The organism is Pseudomonas sp. TH06 (assembly GCF_016651305.1).
Taxonomy (GTDB): Bacteria; Pseudomonadota; Gammaproteobacteria; order Pseudomonadales; family Pseudomonadaceae; genus Aquipseudomonas.
The window spans coordinates 5264959-5278639 of the sequence record NZ_JAEKEC010000001.1 but is presented as its reverse complement, the minus strand read 5'-3'; the positions used below and the strand labels follow the sequence as shown (position 1 = coordinate 5278639).

General features: G+C 59.3%; 15 protein-coding genes. 8 read left to right on the top strand and 7 right to left on the bottom strand.

The features are described 5' to 3' along the window. Positions 1 to 239: 239 nt before the first annotated feature. Positions 240 to 722: a GNAT family N-acetyltransferase gene (locus JFT86_RS23315; RefSeq protein ID WP_201233675.1), complete on the bottom strand. Its 483-nt coding sequence runs from the start codon at positions 720 to 722 to the stop codon at positions 240 to 242. Positions 723 to 1265: 543 nt separating this feature from the next. Between JFT86_RS23315 and JFT86_RS23310 the strand changes: the two genes are divergently transcribed. After that, positions 1266 to 1625: a hypothetical protein gene (locus JFT86_RS23310; RefSeq protein WP_103302434.1), complete on the top strand. Its 360-nt coding sequence runs from the start codon at positions 1266 to 1268 to the stop codon at positions 1623 to 1625. Between the two features lie 355 nt (positions 1626 to 1980). Here the strand turns inward: JFT86_RS23310 and JFT86_RS23305 are convergent, their stop codons facing one another. The 4 genes from JFT86_RS23305 to JFT86_RS23290 form a co-directional block, all read right to left on the bottom strand. Beyond that, on the bottom strand, positions 1981 to 2403 hold the full coding sequence (locus JFT86_RS23305) for a hypothetical protein (RefSeq protein WP_201238511.1): 423 nt from the start codon (positions 2401 to 2403) through the stop codon (positions 1981 to 1983). After that, positions 2400 to 3488: an FAD-dependent oxidoreductase gene (locus JFT86_RS23300; RefSeq protein ID WP_201238510.1), complete on the bottom strand. Its 1089-nt coding sequence runs from the start codon at positions 3486 to 3488 to the stop codon at positions 2400 to 2402. Before JFT86_RS23300 ends, JFT86_RS23305 begins: the two co-directional genes overlap by 4 nt. Before the next feature lie 77 nt (positions 3489 to 3565). Continuing rightward, positions 3566 to 3907, bottom strand: a complete 342-nt coding sequence (locus tag JFT86_RS23295) for a carboxymuconolactone decarboxylase family protein (RefSeq protein ID WP_201205237.1) — start codon at positions 3905 to 3907, stop codon at positions 3566 to 3568. A 13-nt stretch (positions 3908 to 3920) separates the two neighbouring features. Continuing rightward, positions 3921 to 4694 carry an SDR family NAD(P)-dependent oxidoreductase gene (locus tag JFT86_RS23290; RefSeq protein WP_201238509.1) on the bottom strand — a complete coding sequence of 258 codons (774 nt, stop codon included), beginning with the start codon at positions 4692 to 4694 and terminating at the stop codon, positions 3921 to 3923. Between the two features lie 166 nt (positions 4695 to 4860). Between JFT86_RS23290 and gcvA the strand changes: the two genes are divergently transcribed. Next, positions 4861 to 5784, top strand: coding sequence for a transcriptional regulator GcvA (gene gcvA / locus JFT86_RS23285; protein ID WP_201238508.1), 924 nt, complete (start codon positions 4861 to 4863; stop codon positions 5782 to 5784). Here gcvA and JFT86_RS23280 read toward each other — a convergent pair. Continuing rightward, positions 5764 to 6420 carry a cupin domain-containing protein gene (locus JFT86_RS23280; RefSeq protein WP_242489511.1) on the bottom strand — a complete coding sequence of 219 codons (657 nt, stop codon included), beginning with the start codon at positions 6418 to 6420 and terminating at the stop codon, positions 5764 to 5766. The genes gcvA and JFT86_RS23280 overlap by 21 nt on opposite strands. Positions 6421 to 6746: 326 nt before the next feature. Between JFT86_RS23280 and JFT86_RS23275 the strand changes: the two genes are divergently transcribed. After that, complete coding sequence (locus JFT86_RS23275) at positions 6747 to 7271, top strand: phospholipase D family protein (RefSeq protein WP_201238507.1); 525 nt, start codon at positions 6747 to 6749, stop codon at positions 7269 to 7271. Positions 7272 to 7572: 301 nt separating this feature from the next. Here JFT86_RS23275 and gspI read toward each other — a convergent pair whose 3' ends face one another. Then, positions 7573 to 7947, bottom strand: a complete 375-nt coding sequence (gene gspI, locus JFT86_RS23270; RefSeq protein WP_201238506.1) for a type II secretion system minor pseudopilin GspI — start codon at positions 7945 to 7947, stop codon at positions 7573 to 7575. A gap of 147 nt (positions 7948 to 8094) precedes the next feature. On the opposite strand from gspI, the gene gspG reads away from it, so the two are divergent. Genes gspG through gspD form a run of 5 tightly spaced genes read left to right on the top strand, consistent with a single transcriptional unit; the run spans position 8095 to position 13627 of the window. Continuing rightward, entirely contained in the window at positions 8095 to 8553 is a 459-nt protein-coding gene (gspG, locus tag JFT86_RS23265; protein WP_201203124.1) for a type II secretion system major pseudopilin GspG, read from the top strand. Positions 8554 to 8561: 8 nt separating this feature from the next. Further along, positions 8562 to 9521 carry a type II secretion system minor pseudopilin GspK gene (gene gspK, locus JFT86_RS23260; RefSeq protein WP_201238505.1) on the top strand — a complete coding sequence of 320 codons (960 nt, stop codon included), beginning with the start codon at positions 8562 to 8564 and terminating at the stop codon, positions 9519 to 9521. After that, positions 9518 to 10708, top strand: a complete 1191-nt coding sequence (gspL, locus tag JFT86_RS23255; RefSeq protein ID WP_201238504.1) for a type II secretion system protein GspL — start codon at positions 9518 to 9520, stop codon at positions 10706 to 10708. The genes gspK and gspL overlap by 4 nt, the downstream gene beginning before the upstream one ends. Further along, the gene (gene gspM / locus JFT86_RS23250) at positions 10701 to 11249 is read left to right on the top strand and encodes a type II secretion system protein GspM (RefSeq protein WP_201233669.1); all 549 of its coding nucleotides are present in this window, start codon (positions 10701 to 10703) and stop codon (positions 11247 to 11249) included. The genes gspL and gspM overlap by 8 nt, the downstream gene beginning before the upstream one ends. Beyond that, entirely contained in the window at positions 11246 to 13627 is a 2382-nt protein-coding gene (gene gspD / locus JFT86_RS23245) for a type II secretion system secretin GspD (RefSeq protein ID WP_201238503.1), read from the top strand. Before gspM ends, gspD begins: the two co-directional genes overlap by 4 nt. Positions 13628 to 13681 lie beyond the last annotated feature (54 nt).

Genomic DNA, 13681 nt, shown 5'->3' with positions numbered 1-13681 from the left:
GACAAAAATTCCGGACATTGGGTGTTCATTCTGGCGCCTTCGCGGGCAAGCCCGCTCCCACAGGGTTTTGTGTTGGTCAGGAATGTTGTGTCCGGCGCTGAAACCTTTGGGATCTGGGCTGGCAGCTCCTGCAGGAGGAAAAGGGAACAGATTTATTTTTGAAAAATAGATCCGTCCCCTTCGAATGCAGATGCCCATCCAACGGTGCAACCTCTGACGGTGCACCGTATCAAGATTACCTAGTCGCCCAAATCAACAGCATTACCGCTAGCCCGGACATAATAATTATCGAATTCACCGCTTTCGACGAACACGAAGCCATGGCGAGTGTAAAAACGATTTGAAGCGCTTTCCTTGAGAGCACCCACCTTGATGGGACGCCCGATTTCATCAGCCTCTCTGAAAATCCGGGTAAGCACTTCAGAGCCGATTCCTGCTCCTTGAGCACTGGGTATCACATACAAGTGGTCAAGCAGAAGCTCGCTCTGCTGGTCTTTGATTACGACAAAACCGACCAGATCACCTGATACTTCTATGCGGCGTGTGCTGTTAGCGTCGAACCCACCAAGAAATCGTTCGCGCGCACGATCCGGGTTAAATCGTCCAAGCCGTTCAAGGCTCTCGCGCATGGCCTCAATCCTGATGGCTACCAGATCTTCCAGGTCGTTATTGGACGCTGCGCATAAAACGACAGCGGAGTTTTGATCAGTGGAGGCTGGCATAACAAGCACCCTAAACATGGCCGGTCAGTCATTATGCAGAGAACAGAATTCGCATAACCACTATTGCCTCGGTGCAATGGAGGCGATGGCTCCATATCAGCTTCAGGGGGATGCGTTCGCCTGAAGCTTGCGTCTGTTGTGGCAAGGGACGGCTCTGTCGTGGGATCCGAGACGCAATGAGGATTCCGATAAACACCAACGTTTAAAAAGACATCTCCAAACACTCTCCCAGGCTACACATCCTTGCGCCTTTGCCTACAGCTACGCCAGAATCCGCCGGCTTGTGCGCTTTGGGGGTGGGTTCTATTGTGGTGCGGTCGCTGACGAATCAGTGATCGGATTTGACCGTCCGCCCAATATCAAGGCGCGCCAGCGTTCTGCACGTGTTCAGGCATTGTCTGAAATCATGTCGCGGTGGCTGTGCGTGGGACACCTTCGGGTGTGCCGGATTCCTTGATGTCCGGTCGGTCAACCCGCGTACAGCTGCCACCCTGTTTGTTTGACCGCGAACGGTGGCGGCTCCAGTCATCAAGGAGCTTCACCATGATCAAACCAACACCCAACCCGCCCGAAACCGACTCGGTTTCTCCCTACGAATCCCTCGATTCAAAAAAACTCCACGAAGCCGCCGACCGCGCCCTCGACCATTACCTCTGTCCGCCCGGGTCCACGCCGCCCCCACGTAGAATCCGCGGGATGTATGCCGTGACGGCGGACAACAAAAACGAAGAACTGCTGATCGATGCCAGTGAAACACTTGCTTCGGCCAAGACCATCGCGCAGGACTGCGCCAGTCTGTTGCCGGCGGCGCAGCGTCGGGCGTTGTTGGGGATTGCGCAGTTGATCATGCTCGGGGAGTTGGCGGTGAATCGGGCGCTGGATAATCTGCAATTGGCGGATTGATGCGGGTGTCGGGATCACCCAGTGATTGATTGGGTGTCCGTTCTGGCGCCTTCGCGAGCAGGCTCACTCCTACAGGGTTTTGGGTTGGTCATGGATAGTGTGTCCGGGCACTGAAACCTGTGGGGGTTGGCTTGGTCGCGATATTTGTCTGTAAGCGCAGGGAGCGCTGCTCATGCTAAATTTTGGGAAATCAGATAGTTAAAAGTAGAGTTAGAACGCTATGTTGACCCTTTCCAAGGGCGAGAATCACGGCTTGATGGTCAAGCCTCGCTGGCCATCCTCTGAAGTACTGATTGAACAAAATGTCTTCCTTAAATTGATTGAGGCCCAGTCGAAGCTTCCCCCGTCAGTTCAACTACTGCTTGTTCGGGGATATGAAAGTAAAAGCAGTCAGTTGGGCTTGTTCAGGTTCTTGTCGAGGTGGCTGGGCATCCGGTTGTTTTGCGCTTGCTACCCAGGCCGAAAAGACGAAGTGAACGATATATTCGGCTCCAATGGGCATGACGTGGATGGCTCTCATGTCGATGTTTCCATCATTCTGAATGGCAAGAGACTGCGATTTTTGCCGTTGGGCGTATTTACATCGCCGAGCCTTCAACACACCAGGGCGGCTGAACATCTCAGCGTTCTCGAAGAGGTCAAGGCTGCGCTGGTGCAGTGCGGCTTCAAGATTCACCGCAACCCGACAGAGAGCATGCAGATACATTGCGACTTTGAAGGGTAGTTGGCTGGTGCGGCTGATGATCTTTTCCGGGAACAGGTAGCGCGACAGGTTCACTGATCAACCAACATCCGCAGCCGTTCTACCGCTGATTCGGCGGCATCGAGTGCACCTTCCATGTAACCGTTGTGCTCAATGGATGCCTCGGTCCCTGACACCAGTAACCGCTTGGACCAGGCATCCTGATCTGGCCCGCTGTAACCCGTGGCGAAGTGGCGCTGTCTGGTTTCGAGATCAGCAAGGGAGGCGGTCAGTCGGTCGGCGGCCCAGTCTTTGATGTAGTGCGCAACAGGTGTGGCTGCTTGTCCGCCGAAGAGGCGAACCAGCTGAAGGCGGCATTGTTCCAGCAGCGCGGCCTCGCCCATTGCCAGGCGTTCTGTTGCCGGGATACCGATAAATCCAAACAGTGCGGCGCTCGCACTGGCATCGGATGCATCATGGATTTCGACCATCGGTCCGACATGACTTTGCGCCGTTCCGCTGAGCCCCTCGTCGCGCCAGAAAGGGCGGTCGTAAAGGGCGACGTACTTGGCATGGGGAGCCATCCATGTCGGTGTCCCGGACCAGCGTTGGATAATCGTTGGCGACAGCCGGGGTTCGAAGCGGATGTCTTGTGCAAGCAGGCGTAACGGCACAGCGCTGATGACGTGAGTGAAGGATTGCTCGCTCACCCCTTTCCCAGCGTCTGTGTGTAGCGTGATGCCGGAGTCTGACAATCGCATGCCGCTGATTCGGGCATTCAACACGACTCGCTCAGGGGCAACTTGTGCGGCGAGGGCTTGTGTCAGTTGCGAGACGCCGCCCTGGATGCGCATCGAGGGATTGCCTGATACGTACCCGCGGACACGCTTGGCCGTTTCATGCGGGGACTTTTCCAGCAATGTCACGCCATCGCTGTACTGGGGGAAAACAGTGAGTCCCAGCGCCGATATGAGTGCCGCCATGCGAGGCTGAAAATCTGGCCACCACCACGCGGGACCGAGGTCATGGGCGGGGCCGTTGCCGGGCGTTGAGAGGATGCGTCCGCCCAGCCGCTCGCGGGCTTCGAATAATACGAAAGCGACGTTCATCTGCGTCAACAAACGGGCCGTGTATAGCCCGCTCAAGCCGCCTCCGATAATCGCTACCCTCAGGTTGTTCATGGTGATGCTCCGGGGACATGCCGAAACCCGCACGCCCGGCGTGTTTTCGGGCATGCGGGGGGCTTCGGGATTAACGATCAGTTGTTTTCGAGCGCTGCATAGGCGTCGAGAACCCGAGCTGAATAGGTCACCGCTGCGCCGGCATTGAGTGCGATGGCCACGCCCAGTGCTTCGGCGATTTCTTCACGGGTAGCGCCGTGCCTGGCCGCTGCTTTGGTGTGGACGGCGATGCAGCCATCGCAGCGTGTAGTGATGGCTACGGCCAACGCGATCAACTCATGCGTCTTGGCGTCCAGATGCCCGGTTTTTGCACCTGCGCCGTCCATCACTTGAAGGCCACGAACGGTATCCGGTGATAGCTTGGCAAGATCGCCGACGCGGTTCAGCAGATTTTCGCGATAGTCATTCCAGTCCAGCATCATGATGCGCTCCTCAAATGCGGCCGGCAGTTACGCCGCCGTCGACAGGCAGGACGGTACCGGTGATCCAGGACGCCTGCTCGGACGCCAGGAACAGAATCGCTTCTGCGACATCGGCTGGCTGGCCATTGCGCCCCAGCGGATGGAATGCGTTGAAAGTCGGCAGTACGGCTTTGACCTGTTCGCTGTCCATGAAGGTGTTGTACACCGGCGTTTCAACCACGGCTGGCGCAACGGTGTTGATGCGAATGTTGGAGGAGGCCAGTTCAATGGCCAGGTTTCGGGTCAGTGCATGCACGCCCGCATTGGCCGCCGAGTAGGCCGCAGAAGGGGTGACGCCGATGGCTTGCAGTGCCCACAGGGAACCGGTTTGCACGATGACGCCGCCGCCACGCAGTTGCATCGCTTTGGCCGCTGCCTGGGCCATGAAGAACTTGCCCTTGAGGATGATATCGATGAAACCGTCGTATTCATCCTCGTCCAGCTCCAGGAACGGTTTCGGATTAAACACGCCAGCGTTGTTGATCAGAATGTCCACTGCGCCGAACTCGGCAGTCGCAAGCGCCACCAGCGCTTTGGCAGAGGCGGGTTTGGCAATGTCCGCAGCCAGGACGCGTAGGTGCTTGCCGGTAGGGTCGATCTGGGCTGCGGCTTTGTCGAGTTTGGCTGCATCGCGACCGGTGATCACCACACTCGCGCCTTCGGCAACCAGGCGCTGTGCGACTTCTTTACCGATACCTGAACCACCACCGGTGACGATAGCGACTTTGGAAGAAAATCTTTTCATGTTGAGGATGTCCTGTGGCTGAGTAAGATAGGAGCGTTTGTGCCATTCATTGGGGCTGTCTATCGGTTGCCCTTATGAGCGTTGGCCTTGGCTGCTATTCTTCGCTTCGGACAGCTGTCGCACAAACCAGAATTCTTTTTCATCCATTAAAGAAAATCTTTAACCCATGAATACGCCGATGTATCTCAACGCTCTCCGGGCATTTGAAGCAGCCGCCCGGCATCAAAGTTTCTCGGCTGCTGCCACTGAGCTGCACGTGACGTCGGCAGCAGTGGGGCAGCAGGTACGTACGCTGGAGTCATGGCTGGGGGTCGCGTTGTTCAATCGGGCCTCCAGCGGTTCTGCGCGGCTGGTTCCGACCGACGTTGCTCGGGAGGCATTGCCCGATATCCGGGAGGGATTCGACTACCTGCGCATGGGGTTGGCGCGGTTGAAGGAGGGTTCGCTCAGCAGCGGATTGACGGTGGCAGTGAGCCCGGCGTTTGCTGCCAAATGGCTGTTGCCCCGCATCGAACGTTTTCAGTTGGCGCACCCTCGGATCGATGTCCTGTTGGACACCAATCTCAGGCCTGTGGATTTTGTTGCCGAAGGCGTGGACATCGGCGTGCGTTATGGCACCGGACGTTGGCCGGGGCTGACGGCGATCAAGCTGATGGACGAAGAGATGTACCCGGTCTGTGCGCCGACTTATCCGTTGCTTGAACAGGGACGACTGTCAGCCAGCAAACTCGCCGAAGCGACGTTGATCCACGACTTGTCGATGGTTGCCGATCCCGATTATCCGACGTGGCGGACATGGCTCGACGCCTCGGGACATTCCGCTATCAATGCCGAGCATGGGCTGCGCATCAACAATTCTGCCGCCGTGCTGCAGGCGGCGATTGACGGGCAGGGCCTGGCGCTTGGGCGCAGTGTCATGCTGCGGGATGACCTGGAGGCAGGGCGGTTGGTCCGTCCCTTTGGCGAAGCAAGCTGTCCGCTGGCGTTCGCTTATTACATCGTTCATCGGCCCGAAGTGGCGGATCTGGCGAAGATAACAGCCTTCCGCGAATGGCTGCTTGCGCAAGCTTCAGGAAAGCTCGGCGACTGAATCTGTGGCGCGCCTGCGCTTGATCCAGAGACGGGCGCCGGCATTCCCGATCCTTGCCCGTAACGCAATGCCCGGCGGCAGTCGAAGCCAGGATAAAGGCTGGAGCAGGTCACCGTTTTCAACCGCAGAGCCGGACAGTATCAATAACTCGAGACCTGCTTCGTTGGAGAGTTCCAGCAGTGTGCCTGCCGGACAGTCATGCAGGGTCACGTGTTCGTCGTGGCCACTGAAGAGCGTTCGGGTGTCGGAGTGCGTTTGATGTTGGTCGGGATAGACGAAGCACTCGCGCACATCATCTTTGTCAAATTGCTGCAGCCTTACAAAAATCACGCAACCCGTGGTTGATGCCGGTGCGTGGCTGCTGCCGGGAGGATTGCGCACGTAGGTGCCAGCGGGGTAGTCGCCGCGTTCATCTTGAAAGATCCCTTCAAGCACCAGAAATTCTTCACCCCCGGGATGACTATGCGGGCGGAAGGTGCTCCCCGCCGCATAGCGAACCAATGAGGTCGCCCGGGCTTTTTCTTCCCCGTCGCGATAAAGCATGCGCCGCTGGACGCCCGCAGCCGGGGATGCGACCCACGGCAGCAGTGCGCCATGAACGAGGGTGCGGCGTGTCTGATCAGTATTCAGTCGCAAGATTCAAAGCTCCGCCCGACCGCCATCAACCACGATCTCCGCTCCGAGCATCAATCGTGCTGTGGCGAGGCCAATGCCTGACGAGCCACCCGTAATCAGCGCATATTTACCGTTGAGCATGTTGCTTGACCTTTTCGGGGATGGAAGATGCCCCAAGAGTGGCGCGTATCGAGTGATGAGACGAGGCAGATATTCCTCGTGATGGAGAAAGAAAAACTTGTCCACGGCGCTACCGGGTTGCCGCGAATAATGGCCATGTTATCGTTCACACGGACTGACATCCTGCAACTAAAGCGTCCCGCCTGTTCAACTCAAGGTCTTCAAACATGACTGGATTGCAATGCGCCGCGCTGGCGATCTTGCTCAGTACCACGGCCATAGCCCATGCCGAACCCAGCGTTCAGGTCGGTTTTTCCCCGGAAGGTTCGGCGCGAAAGCTGGTTTTGGAAACCATCGGATCCGCGCAGCACAGCATTCAGATGCTCGCCTATGCGTTCCAGGCTCCCGATATCGTGCAGGCTTTGATTGATGCGGAGAAGCGTGGGGTGGAGGTGCGCATAGTGGTCGATAAAAAGCGAAATCTGGGCAAGTCCAGTAAGGCGGCGATGGACTTTGTGGTTTTGAACGGCGTGGAACTGCGCACCAATGAGCATTTCCATCTCCATCACGACAAAACCATCATTGTTGACGGGAATACGGTCGAAACAGGTTCATTCAATTTCGCGCCGTCCGCCGAAACCGCTAACTCGGAAAATGTGGTGGTGATTCGAGATATGCCGGAGGTTTCGCGTCAATACATCGCGCATTGGCAATCACGTTGGGAGCTGGGTGTGCCTTATCCGCAACGCTGACCGGCATTTGAATGTCTGGCTGTGGTGGCAGGTTGGTCAGTCACCGGGCGGAAGCTGGTGCTCGACCGATTGCCGTGTTCAGTTATAGGGAGAGCTGGCGGTGAGTCGGTTGTCGGAATCACCTGGTGATTGATTGGGTGTCTGTTCTGGCGCCTTCGCGGGCAAGCCCGCTCCCACAGGGTTTTGCAGTGAGTGCAAAATCTGCAAACACCACAAAACCTGTAGGAGCTGCCGCAGGCTGCGATCTTTTGACGTTGCTTTTTAAAAAACAGGATCAAAAGATCGCAGCCTGCGGCAGCTCCTACAGGGGGCGGGTTAGTAGGGTTTCGAGTTTTGCCAGTGGTGGCGCATCCTGGTTGCGGTCGAATACCTGGATGCCGATCTTCAGCAATCGACCATTCTCTGCCGCTGCGATCACCTGTTCGCAGCTCAGCAACAACCGCCCCTGATCGCAGTCCTGCGCTTTCATACCCATCGGCAACTTGCCTTCCAGACGCAACTCGGCCATTCGGCTTTGCGCCGCCAGCATCGCAACAGATCGATCCCTTAACAGCCCGCTGCTTTGCGTCATCAAACCCGCCACGCGCACAGCCGCCGACATGGCCACGGCAATAATCGCCAGTGCCACCAGCACTTCAATCAGGGTGAAACCGTCTTCTCGCGAACGCGCACGCATAAAAGGCCTAAAGCCAAAACACAGCCCTCGACGCTAACCCCCGTCCTTGACGGCTTGACGACGAAAACACCCGAGGATTTTCAACATCCCTGACATATCTTCTTGCAACACTGCGCGTCGAATCGAATCAAGCCAGGGAATGTCGAGATGGATATCGCACCTTTCAAATCGCTTCATCAACCGTTGCGCAAGCCGCGTGGTCAGCAGGGTTTTACCCTGATCGAGATCATGGTGGTCGTGGTGATTCTCGGGATTCTGGCGGCGATGGTGGTGCCCAAGGTGCTCGACCGTCCGGATCAGGCGCGGGCGACGGCGGCGAAGCAGGACATTGGTGGTTTGATGCAGGCGTTGAAGCTGTATCGCCTCGATCACGGCACTTACCCGAACCAGAGTCAGGGCCTGAAAGTGTTGGTGGAGCGGCCGGCGGATGCCAAGAACAGCAATTGGCGTTCGTACCTGGAGCGTTTGCCGAACGATCCGTGGGGTCGTCCTTATCAGTACCTCAACCCCGGCGCCAACGGCGAGATCGACATCTTTTCCCTCGGTGCCGACGGTCAGCCTGACGGCGACGGCGTGAATGCCGATATCGGTTCCTGGCAGCTGTAAGGCCGGCCATGAACAGCCGTTCGCCTGATGGGGCGAAGCAAGAGGGCATGGCGATTATCAGTGCGTTGTTGATTGCGGCCGTGGTGGCGGTGATTGCGGCGGGCATGCTGACGCGCCAGAGCGTGTCGACCCGTGCGCTGGAGGCGGATCAGCAACGCGTGCAAGGGCGTTGGGTGGTGCAGGGCGGGTTGGAAATCAGCCGTCAATTGCTCTGGGATGCACGCGAACGCGATCCGCTGACCCGGCTCGATCAGCCGTGGGCGCAGCGTCTGACCGCCCAGGGGTTTGAAGGCCGATTGGAGGACGAGCAAGGCAAGTTCAATCTGCGCAATCTGGTGGCCAATGAGCGTGTCGACGAGGCGCAGGTCGAGGCGTTTCAGCGCTTGTGCGAGTTGATCGGGGTCAGCGCCGGGTTGAGTCAGCGCATCAGTCAGCGGGTGATCGCTTCCTACCCGCGACTGCTGAATCCGCAGATTGCCGAGGCGCCGAAAAGCGGCTTCGACAGTGGTCGCACCACCTCGCCAAACGCCTCGCGCAAACCGCAGAATCCGACGCTGCCGATGCTGCGCAATCTCGATGATCTGCGCAGCGTTGACGGGGTCAATGACGCGCTCATCGCCAAAATGGCGCCGTACCTGACGGTGATCCCCGCGACCACGTGGCTCAACGGCAATACCGCCACCGCGCCGGTGCTGGCGGCGTATGTGCCGGGGTTGTCGCTGGAGCGTGCACAGGCGCTGATCAACGAACGCGATGCCGGGCGCTGGTTTATCAATCGGGGCGATTTCGTCAACCGTTTGCGCATGCCGAATCTGGAGGTCAGCAGCGTCAAGGTCGGCATCACCAGTGACTGGTTTCGCCTGCGTGGCGAGGCGCGCCGCGAGCAGCGCCGGGTCAGTCTGGAGGCGTTGCTGCATCGCAGTCAGGACCGCTTGCCGCAGGTGATCTGGTCGCGGGTGGGCGTATGAGCCAGCTCAGGATTGCCTTGCCGCGATTGGCGGAACTGGACCTGCGCAGCGTGTTGAGTTGCGCCTGGCTGGATCGGCAAGGTCAGGTCAGCCGCGAAGAAAACCTGACGCTGGAGCAGTTGGGGCAGATGGCGAAAACCCCGGCGCTGGTGGCTTTTCTGCACCCGGCCGACAGCCTTGTGGCGACGATCGATTTGCCGCCGTTGCCGGCGAACAAAACAGCAGCGGCGGTGCAGTGTGCGGCGCAAGCCTTGATGCTGGGCGACAGCGCCGAGATGCACATTGCTCACAGTGCTCGGGATGACGCCGGGCAGGTGCAGATTGCATGGGCACTTCGGCAGCACTTGCAGCGTTTGGGTCTGGTGCTCAAGCAACACGGTTTGAGCCTGCGCGGTCTGTACCCGGCGGCTTACCGTTTGCCGGTGTTGCCGGGCACGGTTGCTTGCGTGGATGACGCTCATTTGTTGCTGCGTGACAGCGTGCAATCGGCGCGAGTGCAGCCGCTGTTCGATGACGAGGTCGACAGCGCTTTGTGGACGCCGGGCACGACGCTGCACTGGATCGGCGATCACGCGCCGGCGGATGCCGAATTGCCGATGGCCGATGCGCAACGCTGGACCGGGCCGTTGCCGGGTTGGGGCCTGCACGGCGCCGTGCAACAGCAGGCCGGCGAGCAGCGTGGTTGGGGCCGGGCGCTTGGCTTTTCGTTGTTGGCCGTGGCGGTGTGGGTGATCGGTTTGAACCTGTATGCCGCCCGTGAAGCTGATCAGGGTCAGCAACTCAAGACGCAAATGAATCTGCGGGTGAAACAGGCCTTCCCCGAGTTGCCGGTGATCCTTAATCCGTTGCAACAGGCTCGTCAGCAGATCGCTGCACGGCAGAAAGGCGCGGCGGACGATCCGGCGCAAAACTTCAGCCGATTGGTGTTGCAGGCCGGTAGCGGCATGCCGTCGATGGCCGGCAGTGTCGAACGTCTGTCGTTCGCGGACGGGGCGCTGCAGATCACTTTGCTCACCGATGCGCGGCGCAATGGCAACGACAAGGACTGGCAAAGCACTCTGGCCCAGGCCGGCATCAGCGTGACGGCGGACGATGACGGCTGGACCCTACGCCCGGGCGGCGACAGCAGCGCCAGCGAAAGCACCTCCACCGAAAGCGAAGACAGCAGCGAGGCAGACGATGATTAAGGCAGCGCTGGCGGTTTATCGCGCTCGTTGGCAGCAGTTCACCCGCCAGTTACAGGCGCGCTGGCAGCCGTTGGCATTGCGTGAAAAACGCATGGTCAGTGCAATGGCGATCGCGCTTTTCGGCTTGCTGCTGTGGGTCGCACTGATCCAGCCGCCGCTGAAGAAAATCAGTTATTGGCAGAGCGAAACGCCCAAGTTGCGGGCGCAGACCGAGGCACTGGAAGTGCTGTTGCGCGAGGTCAGCGTGCGCCCGGAAGGGCAGAGCGTCGGCCAGTCGCTTGAGCAGACTTTGCAGGCCAGCGGTCTGGGCGGGCATTTCCAGTTGCAAGCCGCAGACGGCGGCGCCTGGCAATTGAGCTTCAATGCCGCGCCGGCGGATGCGCTGCTCGACTGGTTGCTGAGCACGCCGGGACAACTTTCTCTGCAAGTGGTCGAGGCCCGTCTGCAACGCGCAGACAACACCTCGACCGAGATCACTGCCGGCACTTTGTCAGGCACCGTTCGCATGGATCAGGCGCAGGGCGCTAAGGAAGCTTCATGAAGGGGTCAGGATCCAAACCGGCACGTCTGGCATTGCCGATGTTGCTGATGGCGTTGAGCGCGTGCAGCAACACCACCACACCACAGAATCAGCCGCCGTTGCTGGTCGACAGTGAGCTGGGCCGGCCGCTGGCTAACACTCAGCGCAGCGGCGACGCGGTGCTCGACCGCGAGCGCGCACAGGCTCAGGCGCGACCTGCACCGAAGCAATTGCACAACATCAGCAAAAGTGCGCGCAGCGGCGTGGCGGCGTCGGGCATTGCGTTGCCGAGCAATCCTTTGGGCGATCAACCGGTGACGCTGAATTTCGTCGACGCCGATATTCAAGCGGTGGTGCGGGCGCTGTCGCGTTCCACCGGTCAGCAGTTTTTGGTCGATCCAAGGGTGAAGGGCACTCTGACGCTGGTCTCGGAAGGTCAGGTGCCGGCGCGGCAGGCTTACGACATGTTGCTGGCGGCGTTGCGCATGCAGGGTTTCAGCGTGGTTGATGTCGGCGGTGTGGCGCAGGTGGTGCCGGAGGCTGATGCGAAGTTGCTGGGCGGGCCGATTTACAGCGCCGATAAGCCGGCAGGTAACGGCATGCTCACCCGCACGTTCCGACTGCAATACGAGAACGCGGTGAACCTGATTCCGGTGCTGCGGCCGATCGTTTCGCCGAACAATCCGATCAACGCCTATCCGGGCAACAACACCATCGTCATCACCGATTACGCGGAGAACCTGACTCGCGTGGCGCAGTTGATCGCGAGCATTGATTCGCCGAGTGCGATTGACACGGATGTGGTGCAGATTCAGAACGGTATTGCTGCGGACATTGCGCCGATGGTGGCGGATTTGCTGGATGCACCGGGCAATGATCCAACGCAGAAAATCGCGGTGATCGGTGATCCGCGTTCGAACACGATCATCATTCGTGCGGGCAGTCCGGAGCGGACCGAACTGGCGCGTAACCTGATCTACAAACTCGACAACGCGCAGAGCAATCCGAGCAATCTGCATGTGGTGTATCTGCGTAACGCGCAGGCGGCGAAACTGGCGCAGGCGTTGCGTGGTTTGCTCACGGGTGAGAGTGATAGCGGCACCAGCGACAGCGCGCGTTCGGTGCTCAGTGCGATGGGCAGCAACGCCAGCGGCTCCGGCGGGCAAAGTGGCCAGAGCGGCACGCAAACCAGTGGCACAACTTCGACCACGTCCAGTAGTGGCAGCACTGGCGGCAGTTACGCGCAGGGCAATGGCGGCATCAGTAACAGCGGCAGTCAGGCCAGCGAACAGAACGTTGCCTTCAGCGCTGGCGGTGTGACCATCCAGGCTGATGCGACCACCAACACCTTGCTGATTTCCGCGCCGGAGCCGCTGTATCGCAACCTGCGCGAAGTCATCGATTTGCTCGATCAGCGTCGCGCCCAAGTGGTGATCGAGAGCTTGATCGTCGAAGTCGGTGAGGATGATGCCAGCGAATTCGGCGTGCAATGGCAGACCGGCAATCTGGGCGGCAAAGGTGTGATTGGCGGGGCCAATCTGGGCGGCTCGGGGATCAACACCAATGGCAAGACCAGCATCGATGTGCTGCCGCAGGGTTTGAACCTGGGCTACGTCAACGGCACCGTCGACATTCCCGGGATCGGCAAGATCCTCGACCTGAAAATGCTGGCCCGCGCCCTGAAGAGCAAAGGCGGCACTAACGTGTTGTCGACGCCGAATCTGCTGACGCTGGACAACGAAGCGGCGAGTATTTTTGTGGGCCAGACCATCCCGTTTGTCAGCGGTAGCTACGTCACCGGTGGTGGCGGCACCAGCAACAATCCGTTCCAGACCGTGACCCGTGAAGAAGTCGGTTTGAAGCTGAATGTGCGTCCGCAGATTTCCGAGGGCGGCACGGTCAAGCTCGATATCTATCAGGAAGTCAGCAGCATTGACGAGCGAGCTTCGGCCAGTGCCAATTCTGCGGGGATTGTCACCAACAAGCGGGCGATTGACACCAGCATTCTGTTGGATGACGGTCAGATCATGGTGCTTGGCGGTTTGCTCCAGGACGGCTACAGCCAGAGCAATGATGCGGTGCCTTGGCTGGGCAGCCTGCCGGGGATCGGCGCGCTGTTTCGCAACGAACGCCGGGCGATCACCAAGACCAACCTGATGGTGTTTCTGCGCCCGTACATCATCCGCGACAGCGAGGCGGGGCGCAGCATCACCCTTAACCGCTATGACTTCATGCGTCGGGCGCAGGGTGGTTTGCAGCCGGAGCGCAGTTGGGCGATGCCGGACATGCAGGCGCCGCAGTTGCCAAGTGCTGCGCAGGGTGTTCCAAGTTCGGTTCCGGCTTCGGGCCCCCGCGCCACGATCAAAGCGGTTCCAATTGAAGGGAGCACGCGCTTTTGAAATCGGTCCTCAATGTGAGTGATGCCTTTGTGGTGAGGGGATTTATCCCCGATG